The sequence below is a fragment of the Paenibacillus sp. J2L1-98 genome, assembly GCF_056269405.1.
In genome coordinates this window covers 313,690-328,794 of record NZ_JBWDNW010000001.1, presented here as the reverse complement: position 1 = coordinate 328,794, position 15,105 = coordinate 313,690, and the positions used below count along the sequence as shown (strand labels likewise).

16 protein-coding genes are annotated in these 15,105 nt (G+C 51.3%); 15 read left to right on the top strand and 1 reads right to left on the bottom strand.

Annotated features, from left to right (window positions below; all coding sequences use genetic code 11):
- The first annotated feature begins 16 nt into the window (after positions 1 to 16).
- The 10 genes from def to spoVM all read left to right on the top strand — a co-directional run bounded on the left by def (position 17) and on the right by spoVM (position 9,056).
- A complete protein-coding gene (gene def, locus AC0YNZ_RS01590; RefSeq protein WP_220038968.1) occupies positions 17 to 502 on the top strand; it encodes a peptide deformylase in 486 nt (161 codons plus the stop codon).
- A 4-nt stretch (positions 503 to 506) separates the two neighbouring features.
- Entirely contained in the window at positions 507 to 1,463 is a 957-nt protein-coding gene (gene fmt / locus AC0YNZ_RS01585; RefSeq protein WP_475824969.1) for a methionyl-tRNA formyltransferase, read from the top strand.
- Positions 1,464 to 1,504: 41 nt separating this feature from the next.
- A complete protein-coding gene (gene rsmB, locus AC0YNZ_RS01580; RefSeq protein WP_475825480.1) occupies positions 1,505 to 2,977 on the top strand; it encodes a 16S rRNA (cytosine(967)-C(5))-methyltransferase RsmB in 1,473 nt (490 codons plus the stop codon).
- A gap of 100 nt (positions 2,978 to 3,077) precedes the next feature.
- On the top strand, positions 3,078 to 4,124 hold the full coding sequence (rlmN, locus tag AC0YNZ_RS01575) for a dual-specificity RNA methyltransferase RlmN (RefSeq protein ID WP_475824968.1): 1,047 nt from the start codon (positions 3,078 to 3,080) through the stop codon (positions 4,122 to 4,124).
- A gap of 7 nt (positions 4,125 to 4,131) precedes the next feature.
- On the top strand, positions 4,132 to 4,893 hold the full coding sequence (locus AC0YNZ_RS01570; protein ID WP_475824967.1) for a Stp1/IreP family PP2C-type Ser/Thr phosphatase: 762 nt from the start codon (positions 4,132 to 4,134) through the stop codon (positions 4,891 to 4,893).
- Between the two features lie 5 nt (positions 4,894 to 4,898).
- Entirely contained in the window at positions 4,899 to 6,992 is a 2,094-nt protein-coding gene (gene pknB / locus AC0YNZ_RS01565) for a Stk1 family PASTA domain-containing Ser/Thr kinase (RefSeq protein ID WP_475824966.1), read from the top strand.
- Entirely contained in the window at positions 6,955 to 7,917 is a 963-nt protein-coding gene (gene rsgA, locus AC0YNZ_RS01560) for a ribosome small subunit-dependent GTPase A (RefSeq protein WP_475825479.1), read from the top strand. The genes pknB and rsgA overlap by 38 nt, the downstream gene beginning before the upstream one ends.
- A gap of 5 nt (positions 7,918 to 7,922) precedes the next feature.
- Positions 7,923 to 8,567 (top strand): ribulose-phosphate 3-epimerase, encoded by a 645-nt coding sequence (rpe, locus tag AC0YNZ_RS01555; RefSeq protein ID WP_475824965.1) that lies wholly within the window; start codon positions 7,923 to 7,925, stop codon positions 8,565 to 8,567.
- An 11-nt stretch (positions 8,568 to 8,578) separates the two neighbouring features.
- Positions 8,579 to 8,854 carry a hypothetical protein gene (locus tag AC0YNZ_RS01550; RefSeq protein ID WP_475824964.1) on the top strand — a complete coding sequence of 92 codons (276 nt, stop codon included), beginning with the start codon at positions 8,579 to 8,581 and terminating at the stop codon, positions 8,852 to 8,854.
- Positions 8,855 to 8,975: 121 nt separating this feature from the next.
- A complete protein-coding gene (spoVM, locus tag AC0YNZ_RS01545; protein ID WP_010345573.1) occupies positions 8,976 to 9,056 on the top strand; it encodes a stage V sporulation protein SpoVM in 81 nt (26 codons plus the stop codon).
- Between the two features lie 99 nt (positions 9,057 to 9,155).
- Here the strand turns inward: spoVM and rpmB are convergent, their stop codons facing one another.
- A complete protein-coding gene (gene rpmB, locus AC0YNZ_RS01540; RefSeq protein WP_056636926.1) occupies positions 9,156 to 9,344 on the bottom strand; it encodes a 50S ribosomal protein L28 in 189 nt (62 codons plus the stop codon).
- 294 nt (positions 9,345 to 9,638) lie between these two features.
- Between rpmB and AC0YNZ_RS01535 the strand changes: the two genes are divergently transcribed.
- From AC0YNZ_RS01535 to AC0YNZ_RS01515, 5 genes are all read left to right on the top strand, one after another.
- On the top strand, positions 9,639 to 9,998 hold the full coding sequence (locus tag AC0YNZ_RS01535) for an Asp23/Gls24 family envelope stress response protein (RefSeq protein WP_110769086.1): 360 nt from the start codon (positions 9,639 to 9,641) through the stop codon (positions 9,996 to 9,998).
- Positions 9,999 to 10,054: 56 nt separating this feature from the next.
- A complete protein-coding gene (locus AC0YNZ_RS01530) occupies positions 10,055 to 11,782 on the top strand; it encodes a DAK2 domain-containing protein (RefSeq protein WP_475825478.1) in 1,728 nt (575 codons plus the stop codon).
- 34 nt (positions 11,783 to 11,816) lie between these two features.
- A complete protein-coding gene (locus tag AC0YNZ_RS01525; protein ID WP_475824963.1) occupies positions 11,817 to 12,671 on the top strand; it encodes a DegV family protein in 855 nt (284 codons plus the stop codon).
- A 7-nt stretch (positions 12,672 to 12,678) separates the two neighbouring features.
- Entirely contained in the window at positions 12,679 to 14,730 is a 2,052-nt protein-coding gene (gene recG, locus AC0YNZ_RS01520) for an ATP-dependent DNA helicase RecG (protein ID WP_475825477.1), read from the top strand.
- 70 nt (positions 14,731 to 14,800) lie between these two features.
- Positions 14,801 to 15,088, top strand: coding sequence for a stage VI sporulation protein F (locus AC0YNZ_RS01515; protein ID WP_110769083.1), 288 nt, complete (start codon positions 14,801 to 14,803; stop codon positions 15,086 to 15,088).
- Positions 15,089 to 15,105 lie beyond the last annotated feature (17 nt).

The following is a 15,105-nucleotide window of genomic DNA, read 5'->3' as shown; positions in this document are numbered from 1 at the left end:
AAAGGAAGGGAATACTATGAGTATCCGTATTATTGTGAAAGAGCCAGACCCGGTATTGCGGGAAGTGGCTAAGGAAGTAACGAAGTTTAACGCAAATTTGCAAAAGCTGCTTAAGGATATGGCTGATACGATGTATGACGCTGAGGGAGTAGGGCTTGCAGCGCCTCAAATCGGCATTTCGAAGCGGGTTATCGTCGTTGATGTAGGCGATGAGAACGGCTTGGTCGAAATGGTTAATCCGGTCATCGTGGAGCAGGAGGGCGAGCAGCTTGGTCCTGAGGGCTGCTTGAGCATTCCTAACCTGAACGGAGACGTTCTGCGAGCAGACCGAATCGTCGTTACGGGCCAAGACAGCAGCGGACAGACGTTTACGGTAGAAGCGAAGGGCTACTTCGCACGTGCGTTCCAGCATGAGGTCGACCATTTGAACGGCATCTTGTTTACCGATTTGGCGGAGAGCATCTACGACATTTCGGAAAGAGTTAGAAAAGGCGGCGAATAGCTTCATGCGTATCGTATTTATGGGAACGCCGGATTTCGCCGTTCCCTCTTTGAAGCTGCTCTTGGAGCAGCAATACAATGTTGTCGCTGTCGTAACACAGCCAGACCGGCCGAAGGGCCGTAAAAAAACGTTGACGCCGCCGCCTGTAAAGGAAGCGGCGTTGTCGTTCGGACTGCCTGTGCTGCAGCCTGAGAGAATGCGCAGCGCAGAAGCCGTTGCAGCGGTTGCAGAGCTGAAGCCGGATCTTATCGTAACGGCTGCTTACGGACAAATTTTGCCGAAAGCGCTGCTAGAGATTCCGCGTCTTGGCTGCATTAATGTGCATGGCTCCTTGCTGCCGAAATATCGCGGCGGCGCTCCTATTCAGCGCTCTATCATAAATGGAGAGAGCTCTACAGGCGTGACGATCATGTATATGGCGGAAGGATTGGACACGGGTGATATGATTAGCGTCGTTGAGCTGCCGATTTCTGACGAGGATACGTCGGGAACGATGTTCGAGAAGCTAAGCGTCGCCGGCGCGGAGCTGTTAGGCAAGACGGTGCCGGCGATCATCGCCGGTGAGGCGACAGCAGTGCCGCAGCAGAATGAACTTGCGACCTATGCGCCAAATTTGACCCGCGATGATGAGCGTATCGATTGGACGAAGTCTGCGCGAGCAATATTCAATCAGGTGCGGGGCCTGTCTCCAATGGCAGGAGCCTTCACCTTCCTGAACGGTGAAGTATTCAAGGTATGGCAGTGCGCGGTTCCTTCTGATGCTTCTCCGAAAACGGATGCGCCTGTGCCTGGCACGGTCATTGCAGCTGATCAAAACGGCATTCATGTGCAAACCGGCGCGGGCGTGCTGGTGCTGCAGGAAATTCAGCCTGCCGGCAAGCGGACGATGAATGCGGCGGAATGGCTTAAGGGTGCGCGTCTTGAAAAAGGCACGCTGCTTGGCGACGGGGGTACAGTATGACAGAAGGCACACGTAAGCCAAACGGCAATAACAGCAATGGCATGAAGAGCAAGCCTAAAGCCCGCAACGGGCATAAGCGCCCTGCTAACGGCGGCGGAAACCCTGCCCAGACTGGTCAGCAGCAGCAGCAGCCGAGAACACGCAAGACCAAATCTCCGCGCGAGCTGGCGATGGATACATTGGTAAAGGTTGCCGGGACCGGCGCTTACAGCAATTTGCAGCTTAACCGTACGCTGCAGGATGCAGGTCTGCAGCGCGCGGACGCAGGGCTTGTAACCGAGCTCGTGTATGGTACGATCCAGCGGCAAGCCACGCTTGATTATTGGCTGAGCCGGTTTGTTTCCAAAGGGTTACATAAGCTAGAGCCTTGGGTTCATCAGCTTCTCCGAATGAGCGCGTATCAGCTGCTGTACTTGGATCGCATCCCGGCGCATGCGGCGGTAAATGAAGCGGTAACGATCGCGAAGAAGCGCGGACATTCCGGCATATCCGGCATGGTGAACGGCGTGCTGCGCAGCATCGACCGCGGCCGCGGAGAGCTGCAGGCTTCCGAAATAATAAATGCTAACCCAATCGTGCAAATCGCGCTGCGCCATTCCTACCCGGAATGGCTCGTAGGCCGCTGGGTTGCGGCTTACGGCGCAGAGATGGCAGAGTCCATCTGTGCAGCAGGCAATGAACCCCCGCATTCCAGCGTTCGCGTGAATACGATTAGGGGCAGCCGCGAGGAGGCAATCGGTCTTCTGAAAGCAGCGGGCTACGATGCTGTACCTTCTGTTGTCGCGCCCGCCGGCATTGCGATAGACCGTGGAGGAAATCTTGCCGATACGGACGGGTTCCGCGAAGGCCTGTGGTCGGTGCAGGATGAGAGCTCTATGCTGGTCGCAGAGGTCGTAGCTCCGAAAGCGGGCATGCAGGTATTGGATTGCTGCGCGGCACCGGGAGGCAAGAGCACGCATTTGGCCGAGCTGATGGGCGGTAAAGGGAAAGTATGGGCCAATGATTTGCATGCGCACAAGCGCGATTTGATCGTGACGCAGACCGAACGCTTAAAGCTTCGCAACGTTGAAGCGATCACCGAGGATGCGCTCAAGCTGGCAGAACGCTTCAAACCGCAATCAATGGATGCCGTCTTGCTCGATGCGCCGTGCTCCGGATTCGGCGTTATTAGACGGAAGCCGGAAATCAAATGGACGAAGACGGCCGGTGATGTGTCGGATATTGCAGCGGTGCAGCAGCGGTTGTTGAATGCAGTGTGCGGCCTTGTTCGACCGGGCGGCGTGCTTGTATACAGCACATGCACCATTGAGAAGGACGAGAATGAGCAGCAGGTAGCAAGGTTTCTGCAGGAGCACCCTGAATTTGAGCTGGATCGCAATTGGCCGGAGGCCATTGTCTCACAGCTAAGGAAAGCGGGCGCTATCGGCGAGCATTTTGACGGTCAAGCGCAGCTGCTCCCGCAGCATTTTGACAGCGACGGCTTCTTCATTGCCCGGATGGTGAAACGGCCTTAATCTGCCATTATGGCTCAACATGGACGTTTGTGGTAAAATAAATCGATGGCGGCGAACTAAATGAATTAGCCGTCCTACTATAAGATACAGGTGTGATGAAATGAAAACATGCGTTTATGACTATACGCTCGAACAGCTTCAGCAATGGATGAAAGATAACGGCGAACCGGCTTTTCGCGGCGGACAGCTGTTTGATTGGCTGTATGTGAAGCGGGTAAAGAGCTTTGAAGATATGTCCAATCTCTCGAAGACGCTGCGCGAAAAGCTGGATGAGCATTTTCAGATTATAACGTTAAGTGAGATTACGAAGTTTGAATCAAAGGACGGAACCGTTAAGTTTCTGTTCGGCCTTCATGACGCGCATGCGATCGAGACGGTCATTATGCGCCATAACTACGGCAACAGTATTTGCGTGACGACTCAGGTTGGTTGCCGTATCGGCTGTACGTTTTGCGCTTCGACGCTCGGCGGCCTGAAGCGGAACCTGACTGCCGGCGAGATCGTCGCACAGGTCGTGACTGCACAGCAATTGCTCGACGCGACTGGCGAGCGCGTCTCCAGTATCGTTATTATGGGATCGGGCGAACCTTTCGAGAACTACGACGCAACGATGACATTCCTTCGCATCATGATTCATGAGAAGGGTCTGAATATCGGGCAGCGTCATATTACCGTATCGACGAGCGGCATAGTGCCAAGCATGTATAAGTTTGCGGAGGAAAACACGCAAATTAATTTGGCCTTGTCGATCCACGCGCCGAATGACGCGCTCCGCTCGAAGCTGATGCCGGTAAACCGCCGGTTCCCGTTCGATGATGTAATGGCAGCTTGCCACAACTATATCGCGAAGACCGGCCGGAGAATTACGTTTGAGTACGCATTGATCGGCGGAGTAAATGATCAGGTAGAGCATGCGCAAGAGCTCGCAGACGTGCTTTCCGGTATGCTGTGCCACGTCAATTTAATTCCTGTAAACCATGTTCCTGAACGGAATTATGTCCGGACACCGCGTGAAGACATTTTTGAATTCCAACGCGTATTGGAGCGGAATAAAGTGAGCGTAACGATTCGTAGGGAGCAAGGACATGATATTGCGGCTGCCTGCGGCCAATTAAGAGCGAAACATATGGAGTCTCAGGCGAGGTGATGACTGATTGTTAACGGCAAACCGCAGTGATATCGGACGGGTTCGGCAGGTTAATGAAGACCAATCTTGGGTTAGCCAATTAAATAACGGGATAACGCTCGCCATCGTTGCCGATGGCATGGGCGGGCATCAAGCCGGGGACGTAGCCAGCAAGAAGGCAGTGGACGCCTTCCGCAGCATGCTGGAGCAAAGCGCGGTGAAAGCAGATCTGTCCCTGCAGGAAGGGAAAATGCTTATCCGTCAAGCTATTACTCAAGCGAATGAGGCTGTGTTTGAATTGGCATCCCGTAACGAGCATTATCACAACATGGGCACTACGATTGTGGCTGCGTTAGTTAAACAAGATAATGCGATTATCGGACATGTCGGTGACAGCCGCGCTTATAAGATTACTGCCGGTGAAATTACGCAATTAACGACTGATCATACACTCGTAAATGAATTAGTCAAATCCGGACAACTTAGCGTGGAAGAGGCGGCTCATCATCCGCGCCGCAACGTGCTGACCCGTGCGGTAGGCACGGATTCTCATGTTGATATCGATGTTCAATCGGTGGAGTGGTCCCCTCAGGATGTGCTGCTGCTGTGCAGCGATGGATTATCGAACATGGTGAGTGAGCAGCAAATGCTGCAAACGGTCACGACTGAGCAGCTGGAGCTGGACTCTAAAGCTGATCATCTCATTCAGCTTGCGCTGCATGCTGGCGGAGACGACAATATTACGGTCGTTCTCCTGCAAGAAGCAGCTGGTACGAATCGAGAGGGGTGACAGGGATGATCGGACAGGACTTGGGCGGACGTTATGAAATATTGACACGTATTGGCGGCGGTGGAATGGCGCTTGTATATAAAGCGCATGATGTGCTGCTGAACAGAAAGGTCGCGGTGAAGGTGCTGCGGCAGCAATTTGTGCATGACGAGGAATTCATTCGCCGCTTCCGTCGTGAGGCACAGTCAGCAGCTGCGCTATCTCATCCGAATGTCGTCAGCATTTATGATGTAGGACAAGAAGAGGATACGCATTATATCGTAATGGAATATATCGAAGGCCACAATTTGAATGAAATTATAAAAGAGCGTGCGCCGTTGCAAACAGATGAATCGGTGCGTATTGCCATGCAAATTGCAGACGCGCTTGATCATGCGCATCAGAATCATATTATTCATCGCGATATCAAGCCTCATAATATATTAATAGGAAAAAACGGTCGTGTGAAGGTTACCGACTTCGGCATCGCGCGTGCGGTTACGTCATCGACCATCACTCAGACCGGCTCGGTTATCGGCTCGGTACACTATTTTTCCCCCGAGCATGCGAAGGGGATCAATACCGGAGAAAAGTCGGATTTATATTCGCTCGGCATTGTGCTCTATCAAATGCTTACCGGGCAGCTGCCGTTTCTCGGTGAAAGCCCGATTAGCGTAGCTTTAAAGCATTTGCAGGAAAATTTCGAAGAGCCCCGTACAGTTAATCCGCATATTCCGCAAAGCGTTGAGAATGTTATTCTTAAAGCGATGCGCAAAAATCCGGCTGAACGTTACAGCTCAGCTCATGAAATGCAGCTCGATCTGGATACCTGCTTGCGTCCTGAGCGGTTGAAGGAACCTAAAGTATCATTTACGAGTATTAACGATTTGGAAGAGACGCGCGTGATGCCCGCTATTCGCGGCGATATCCGGTCAGCAGCTCCGTTGGAGCGTGAGCAGCCGGTTAACCCGAGCGAGGATGAGCAGTGGGACGAGAAGGACTCGGCTCCGAAGCCGAAGGGGTGGAAAAAACCGCTTACCGTCGTCGGCGTGACGCTGGTTTTGCTGGGGTTAATCATATGGGGCTTTATTTGGCTCCTCGGCGTATTGGACGTTGCGGAAGTAGACGTGCCTTATGTCGTTGGCAAGACGGAAACGGAGGCGCGGCAGCTGATCGAAGCTTCTGGGCTTAAGATTGAAGAACCGGTCATTCACGAGCATAATAAGGAAATTCCGAAGGATCAGGTATTCAGTCAGACGAAGATGAATATGCGAGTCAAGGAAGGCTCCTTTATTCAAATATCTGTCAGTGACGGTCCGGAGCTGGAAGAGCTGGGCAACTATATCGGGAAATCACTGCAGACTGCGATTGACGAGCTGGGCGCATTAGGCATAACGGAGGATCAAATCGAAATCGTTGAAGTGTTCAGCGAGGAAGCTGTAGATACAATTATTCAGCAGTCTCCAAAGCCGGGCGAGCAGTATAATCCTGAATCGGTTGAATTTAGTTTTATGGTCAGTAAAGGCCGTGAAACGGTACCAATGCCGAATTTAATCGGCAAGCGGCTGGACGAAGCGAAGGATCTGATCAAGGCAAACGAGCTTACGCTCGATGAGTCGGATATTTTGTACGAACCTAGCTATTTGCATCAGAAGGATTTTGTCATCAGTCAGGACCCGTACAAACCGAAGGATCTTGTATCCAAAGGGGCAAAAATATCGATACGGGTAAGCTCAGGCCCGCCGGCCGATGCGAAGGAGCATCTATTCAACATTACTATTTCTCCTGCTGAAGCCGGAAAGACAAGTGAAATCCGAATTGTCTATTCCGATGCGCGCGGTGAAAATATTGAATGGGATAAAAGGCAAATTACGAGCACGCAAACCTTCCCTGTTACGGTGATTGTAGCGCCGGATACGGAAGCTAGAGTGACAGTTTATCGCGACAATCAGTTTATCGATACCAAAACGATTACGTATGATGAATTAATGAAGGGTACGAATTCATCCACCTTGACCATTCCGGGTGAAGAAGTGCAGGCGACAGAAGTGCCGGCACAAGCGGAGGTTACCGAAAGCAATGATGAGCCAATTAAAGAAGAGCAACAGCAGCAGCCATAATAGCAAAGCCGGCCATCTCAAAGGCACGATAGTAAAAGCGCTTAGCGGTTACTACTATGTGAGGGCGGAGAATGCGGCATCGGACTCGGTAACGATCCAATGCCGCGCTAGAGGCGTCTTTAAAAATAAGGGACTTACGCCGCTTGTTGGCGATGTGGTCATGTACAGCTTAACGGAGAACGGAGAGGGCACCGTCGAGGAGCTATTGCCTCGTTCTTCAGAGCTTATTCGCCCGCCGGTTGCTAACATCGATCTTGCGATTCTCGTCTTTTCCGTTACGGAGCCTGCACTTAATTTGCAGCTGCTGGATAAGTTTCTTGTGCATATCGAGCATGCAGGCATACCTGCGGTTCTGTGCTTAAGCAAGCAGGATTTAGAGAATGACGGTTTGGAAACGGAGGAGGCGCGCGCTGCGGCTGCCTCCGTTAATCGTATATACCGGGCACTCGGCTACGAAGTGTACGGGACAAGCTCGCGCCTTGGTGAAGGGATCACGCCGTTTCAAGAAAGGCTGAAAGGCCATTTGGCGGTTTTCGCCGGACAATCGGGCGTAGGCAAGTCGTCGCTGCTTAATGCGATCGTTCCCGGTCTAGAGCTTGAGACCAATGTAATCAGCAACAGACTTGGACGTGGCAAGCATACGACTAGACATGTCGAGCTGATTGAAATTGGCGGCGGTTTAGTAGCGGACACACCTGGATTTAGCCAGCTGGATTTTCACGAGCTGGGTATAGAGGATTTAGGTTATTGTTTTGTCGAGATGCGCGAGCTGTCCCCTAATTGCAAGTTTAGAGGCTGTACTCACGTGCATGAGCCAGGCTGCGCCGTCCTCGCTGCGGTTGAGAGCGGTGAGATCGAGAAAAGCAGGTATGATCACTACTTACTGTTTCTAGAAGAGATGAAAGAGAAAAAACGGAGGTACTAACAACTATGACAATTATTGCCCCTTCCATATTATCAGCTAATTTCGCAAAACTTGGAGAGGAAATTGCGGCCGTGGAAGCGGCAGGAGCGGATTGGATTCACGTTGACGTGATGGACGGACATTTTGTTCCCAATCTGACTTTTGGTCCGCCGGTTATATCTGCTGTACGCTCAGCGACTACGCTGCCATTCGATGTTCATTTGATGATTGAACGTCCGGAGTTGTCGATTGCAGACTATATATCGGCAGGAGCTGACCGGATTACGGTACACGCTGAAGCGTGCGTGCATTTGCATAGAACGGTACATTATATTAAAGAAAAGGGGCTTCCGGTAGGCGTAGCGATTAATCCGGCAACGCCTGTTACCGTGCTGGAGCCTATTTTGCATGACCTCGACCTCGTGCTTATTATGACGGTTAATCCAGGCTTCGGGGGACAAAAGTTCATTCCGTATTCGCTCGTGAAATTGCGCCAGCTCCGCACGATGCTGGAAGAGCAGGGCCTTGATGAGGTGCATGTTCAGGTTGACGGCGGCGTAAATCAATCAACAGCAGCAGTTATCCGCGAGGCCGGTGCTAATGTGCTAGTTGCGGGGAATGCCGTGTTTGGTGAAAAAGACCGTGCTGCCGCAATCTCAGTATTGCGTTAGTGGCCGGAATGATGAATGAGCGGTTAAAAACAGCGTTTTGGCTACTCGGCTATACGTTTCTTGCAGGTCTTATGCTGGCGGTTTTCTCGATGATAACGGAATTTTACCGGTATCTCTTTTCGTTGTTGGCTTTATACATAGGGATACGCTTTTTCCGGAGATTTGAGACGCTTGGACTGCGGATTACCTTCTTCGTCTTGTCGATTGTATTTTATTTGCTTATCACCGTAATTGTCGCCGCAGTTATCTATATGAGGGATAATTTAGACACAATAACGGGCGCGTAAGGCGCTTCCCTCCGCGGTTCACGATGGAATAGGACGAACTGACAACGCATAGGATGGTTACATGAGCGTAGGAATTTTGTCACGGATTAATTCGATGAGCGTGTCTGAGGAGGGATGAGGCATGAAATTTTATACAATAAAACTGCCTAAGTTTTTGGGCGGGTTCGTAAAGGCGATTTTGAATACCTTCCAAAAAAATTAGGTCAGATGCTGCAGGGCACCCTTCGGCCGTGATCGTAGAAATGTAAAAGAAAAGCACCTGAGCGCTCAGGTGCTTTTGTCTATGGCCAAAGAGCCATCATTATACGCGGGTAACTTTACCGGATTTCAGTGCGCGAGTGCTGACATAAACACGTTTCGGTTTACCGTCAACCAGGATGCGAACCTTCTGCACGTTTACGCCCCAAGAACGACGAGTTTTGTTGTTTGCGTGGGAAACGTTGTTACCTGTACCAGGTGCTTTACCTGTAAGAAAACATTTGCGGGACATGACTACACCTCCTTTAAGTCTTGCGTGAGCAAAACTGATTCCATAAGCAATGGCTTCGTTATGCGTGAGGAAAACTTCATTCGAAAGCGAAATAACATTTAAACACACTTGAATATCGTATCATAAACATCGGTTCTGTTCAACCTAAATATATGGCCAGGTACGTTCATGATTGCAGAGAAAGCTTGAAACGGCACAGATAGATTGGATTTGTCGAACAGACTTCAATAAAGAAGCCGTTTATAGTACAATGGTATATAGTCCATAATGTATACAGTAAGGGAGTGTATTTCCATGCCACTGCAGCTTAGCACCGAATTAGGTTCCATACAGGTCTCAGACCATTGCATAGCCATTATTGCCGGCTCTGCGGCCATGGATTGTTATGGACTTGTCGGAATGGCCTCACGTAAACAACTGAAGGACGGAATTGCCGAGCTGCTCGGACGGGATAATTTGACTCGCGGCGTTGAGGTGAGACGTGAAAATGAAAAGCTGCATATTGATCTCTACATCATCGTGAGCTATGGTACGAAAATTTCCGAAGTCGCGCATAACATTCAATCCAAGGTGAGATATGTGCTGAATGACGTAATCGGTCTACAAGTGGAAGAAGTCCATATAATTGTGCAAGATGTTAGGGTACTTAAGTAATAGGGAGGGAAATTTCGTTGAGTAAGCGCTTTATAAACGGATCTGATTTTGCTGCAATGGCACTGCTCGGCGCGGACTATTTAGGACGTAACGCAGAGCACGTTAATGCATTAAACGTGTTCCCGGTGCCGGATGGCGACACGGGAACAAACATGAACTTAACGATGTCCTCAGGCGTTCGCGAGCTCCGCAGCAAGCCGTCAAGCAGCATTGGAAAAGCGACAGAAGCATTGTCGAAAGGGCTGCTGATGGGCGCTCGGGGTAACTCCGGCGTTATTTTGTCACAGCTGTTCGGAGGCTTCTCCAAATCGCTTGCCGGACTTGACGAAGCAGGAACGGCGCAGTTGGCCGCTGCTTTGCAATACGGTGTTGACCTCGCTTATAAAGCTGTTGTAAAGCCTGTAGAAGGAACGATACTTACCGTTGCCAAGGAGGCTGCCAAGCACGCCGTTCAATATGCACGCAGAACAAATGACGTTGCTGAATTGATGCGCGAGGTGCATCAGAAGGCATATGAAGTTTTGCAGCGTACGCCTGATTTATTGCCTGTTCTGAAGCAGGTTGGCGTAGTTGATTCCGGCGGACAAGGTCTGGTGTTTATTTACGAGGGTTTCGCACACAGCCTTTCGGAGCTAGACAGCCATATGGATTCCAATGCGATGCCGTCAGAAGCAGCTCCGCCTGAAGAAGTGGCTGTTCCGACAATCGCTCCTGCGATTCGCGCGCAAGAGCGGATATCGGCGCAATCACGCTTATCGACGGAAGCGATTGAGTTTTTATACGATATGGAATTTTTTATCAATCGCAAACTAAGCGGGCAAGCAGGAGCGTTTTTTAATGAATCCGCTTACAAACGGGCACTTGGGAAAGACGGCGATTCTATACTGGTTATAACAGAGGACGATATTATTAAGGTGCATGTACACACGCGTAAACCGGGTGACGTGCTTAATCTATCGCTTCCTTACGGCGAATTAACCGATATTCATATCCTTAACATGCGCGAGCAGCATCGTGATTTGCTTGAGCATGAGCAGAACGATTCCAGCGTCGTAGACTTTTCTGCGGCTGAGCTGCTCGCAGGGCAGAACGTTCAAGGCATTCCTCCAGGGCAAGTATTCGAATGGGCGCCGTATGGCATCATCGCAGTTGCATTAGGCGAGGGAATCGCAAATATCTTTTTGGAAAATGATGTGGATACGGTATTGTCCGGCGGCCAGACGATGAACCCTAGCACGGAGGATTTCGTGAAAGCGATCGAAGCGTTGTCTGCGGAGCATATTTTTATTCTCCCGAATAACGGAAACATTATTTTGGCGGCTGAACAAGCTGCCGAGCTTAGCGGGCGAAGCGTTACTGTCATCCCGAGCCGCACTATTCCGCAGGGCTTAGCGGCTGTTCTTGCTTTCAAGGAAGAAGAAACGGTTGAGCGCAATAGCGCATGGATGAAAAATGCGGCCGAGCAGGTGCTCTCCGGACAAGTAACAAGAGCTGTACGTGATACTACGATTGAAGGCGTAGACATTCGACAGGGCCAGTATATCGGCATCAAGGAAAAAACAATCGTCGTTTCAGATGCGAGCTTGGAGGCAGCCTGCCAATCGCTTATCGCCAGCATGCTGGATTCAGGCGGAGATCTGTTAACGATTCTTACCGGCGAGGATGCTGAAGCAGCCGGGACTGCATCGCTTTGTGAATGGATCGGGGAACATTATCCGGAGCTGGAGCTGGAAGTGCAAAAGGGTGGACAACCGCTGTATCCTTATGTTTTTGCTTTAGAGTAAAATGCAATTGTTTTAATGCTGGGAGGGGAATACGGTGGGGAAGGTTCGAATAGTAACGGATAGTACGGCCGACATTCCGGATGAGGTCAGAGAGCGGTTGGGGATAAACATCGTTCCTCTTAAGGTGCACTTTGGCGAGGAGACGTTTCTGGATGCGGTAACGATTAATTCCGAGCAGTTCTACGAGAAGCTTGCACAGTCTTCTGCACCTCCAACGACGTCGCAGCCGTCTCCAATAGAGTTCTCAGATGTATATCAGCGGTTGCTCGCTGAAGATGCGGATTCGCCAATTATTTCGCTGCATGTGTCAGCTGCGCTCAGCGGAACGTATCAGTCGGCCAAAATTGCTTATTCTATGCTTGAGAATGAAGCTGATATTACGATAATGGATTCGAGATCAGCTTCTTACGGCTTCGGAATGCGTGTCGTGATGGCGGCTGAAATGGCGCTGGCAGGCGAATCTAAGGAGCGGATTATCGAGGAAATCGAGCGGCTGGAGCGAAATACGAATTTATATTTTCTTGTGGACACTCTTGAATATCTGCAAAAGGGCGGACGGATCGGGAAGGCTTCGGCGCTGATCGGTTCAATTCTAAACATTAAGCCGATCCTGTCATTGGATCAGGACGGTGTTGTGGCGGCGGTGGACAAGGTGCGCGGCTCGAAGAAAGCGATGACACGTATCGTCGAGCTGTTAAAGGAATCGTACGGCGACGAGCCTGTCGGAATAACTATGGCTTATTCTTTCCGCAAGGATACGGCAGAGGAGTTATACGAGCTTCTTAAAAGCCGGTTCAATGTGCGGGCGGTTGGCTGGACAACGATAGGCGCGGTTATCGGGACGCATACCGGACCCGGCACATCGGCTGTGTTCATGTACAGGATGTGATATGATGATGACGCTGGATCAAATTTCTGTTCGGCAAATCAAAGGCGTGAGTGCTCCTAAGGAACAGGAGCTTCACGCCTTTGGCGTGAGAACAGTTGCAGATATACTCGATTATTTTCCCTTTCGTTACGAGGATTACCGAATTCGCGAGCTCACCGACGTAAAGGAAGGCGAGAAGGTGACGGTGCTGGGACATGTTAGAGGCATCCCTGTCCTGCAGCGTTACGGCAAGAGCAAATCGAGACTTACGTGTAAGGTTGAAGTCGGACAATGGCTGGTCACGGCGGTATGGTTCAATCGTCATTTTCTGCAGGATCAGCTTGTAACCGGCCGGGAAATTATGCTCACGGGCAAATGGGAGCAGCAGCGCCTGCAAATTACGGTATCGGATTCGGAATTTCCAGGCAGCGGCGGGCCGGCTAAGTCGGGAACGCTGCAGCCGGTCTATTCGGTTGGCGGAAGCATAACGCAGCCGTGGATGCGGAAGACGGTACGCCAAGCGTTGACGCAGTATGGAACGATGATCGAAGAAATACTGCCTCATGAGCTGGTCCGCCAGCATGATCTGATGGCGAGGCGCGATGCTGTGCAGCGCATCCATTTGCCGGATGATACGAAAGAAGGACAGGCAGCCCGCAAAAGGCTGGTGTATGAGGAGCTATTTCTATTCCAGTTAAAGCTCCAAGCTTATCGGGCGCTTAATCGCAAACGTAATGACGGCATTGCGCATCGGATCGAAAGCGAGACGATTCGCCAGTTTGCTGCGATTCTCCCATTCGAGCTGACCGATGCGCAAAAGAAGGTCGTTAACGAAATTTGCGTGGATATGAGAAGGCCGTCTTGTATGAATCGTCTGCTGCAGGGTGACGTTGGCTCCGGTAAAACGGTTGTTGCTGCGATTGCGTTATACGTTGCAGTCAAGTCAGGCCATCAAGGTGCACTGATGGTGCCCACCGAAATACTGGCTGACCAGCATATGCGCTCGCTCTCGAGAATGTTTGCAGATTTAGGCATTGAAGTTGCTTTGCTGACGGGGAGCGTCACGGAGCGCAAACGGCGAGACGTGCTCGCCGGACTTCAGATGGGACTGATCGATATCGTCGTCGGGACGCATGCGCTTATTCAGGATGATGTTTTTTTTCGGAGCCTCGGGCTCGTTGTCGTCGATGAGCAGCATCGTTTCGGCGTAAATCAGCGGAGCGTGCTGCGCCGCAAAGGGATGAATCCCGATGTGCTTACGATGACTGCGACACCTATCCCAAGAACGATGGCGATTACGGCGTTCGGAGATATGGATGTTTCGACGATTCGCGAGCGACCGCATGGACGTAAGCCGATTAAGACGTATTGGGTGAAGCATAGTATGATGGAGCGCGTGCTTGGCTTTATCCGGAAAGAGGTGGGCAAAGGGCGGCAGGCGTACATTATTTGTCCTTTAATCGAAGAGTCGGAGAAGCTCGATGTGCAAAATGCGATTGACCTATACGTGCAAACGCAGCAATCGTTTCCGGATCTGCGTGTCGGCTTGCTGCACGGACGGCTTTCAGCTGCGGAGAAGGAAGGCGTCATGGGCGCTTTCAGCACAAACGAAACGCATGTGCTGGTCGCAACGACGGTCGTCGAGGTTGGCGTCGACGTGCCTAATGCGACGCTAATGATCATTATGGACGCCGAGCGGTTCGGCTTGTCACAGCTGCACCAATTGCGGGGCCGGGTTGGCCGGGGCGAGCATCAATCGCATTGTATATTGGTGGCCGACCCGAAATCGGAAACCGGACGAGAGCGGATGAAGGTAATGACGGATACGGACGACGGCTTCGAGGTATCGCGGCGCGATCTTGAGATTCGCGGCCCGGGCGATTTTTTTGGCACGAAGCAGAGCGGTCTGCCGGAGTTCCGTTTGGCGGACATGGTTGCCGATTATGAGGTGCTGGAGCTTGCCCGGGACGATGCCGCTGAATTAACGGGGCGTGACGATTTTTGGTCGAATGAGTCCTATGCCAGAGTTCGCAGCGTGCTGCAGAAGGATCAATTTTTTCAAGGGGAACAGCTGGACTAGGCAATAATTACCTCCAGGCGGCATATAGTTTAACGATGTGATTGGATTGCCGGATGGAGGTGTCAGGACAGTGAGTTACCAAAACTATGGAATTCGGCCGCAGCTGGTCGAGCGCGTTAAATACAAGATGAAAAATCCTGTCGTGAAGGATCGAATCAGGCAGCTGCTGGGCAACGTGACGAAGTACGATTTGCAGGACCGGCCGAAGGTGAGGAAGCTTGTGAAAGCGGCGGCCGTTATACTGCAGGAACAGCTTACGGATACGCAGGAGGACCAGATCGTCGCCTTCGTGATGGGGCAAAAAATCGATCCCAACAACACGTTTCATTTGTTGAAGCTGTGGGGGATGTTTCGCTGACCGCTTGGGGTCAGCGA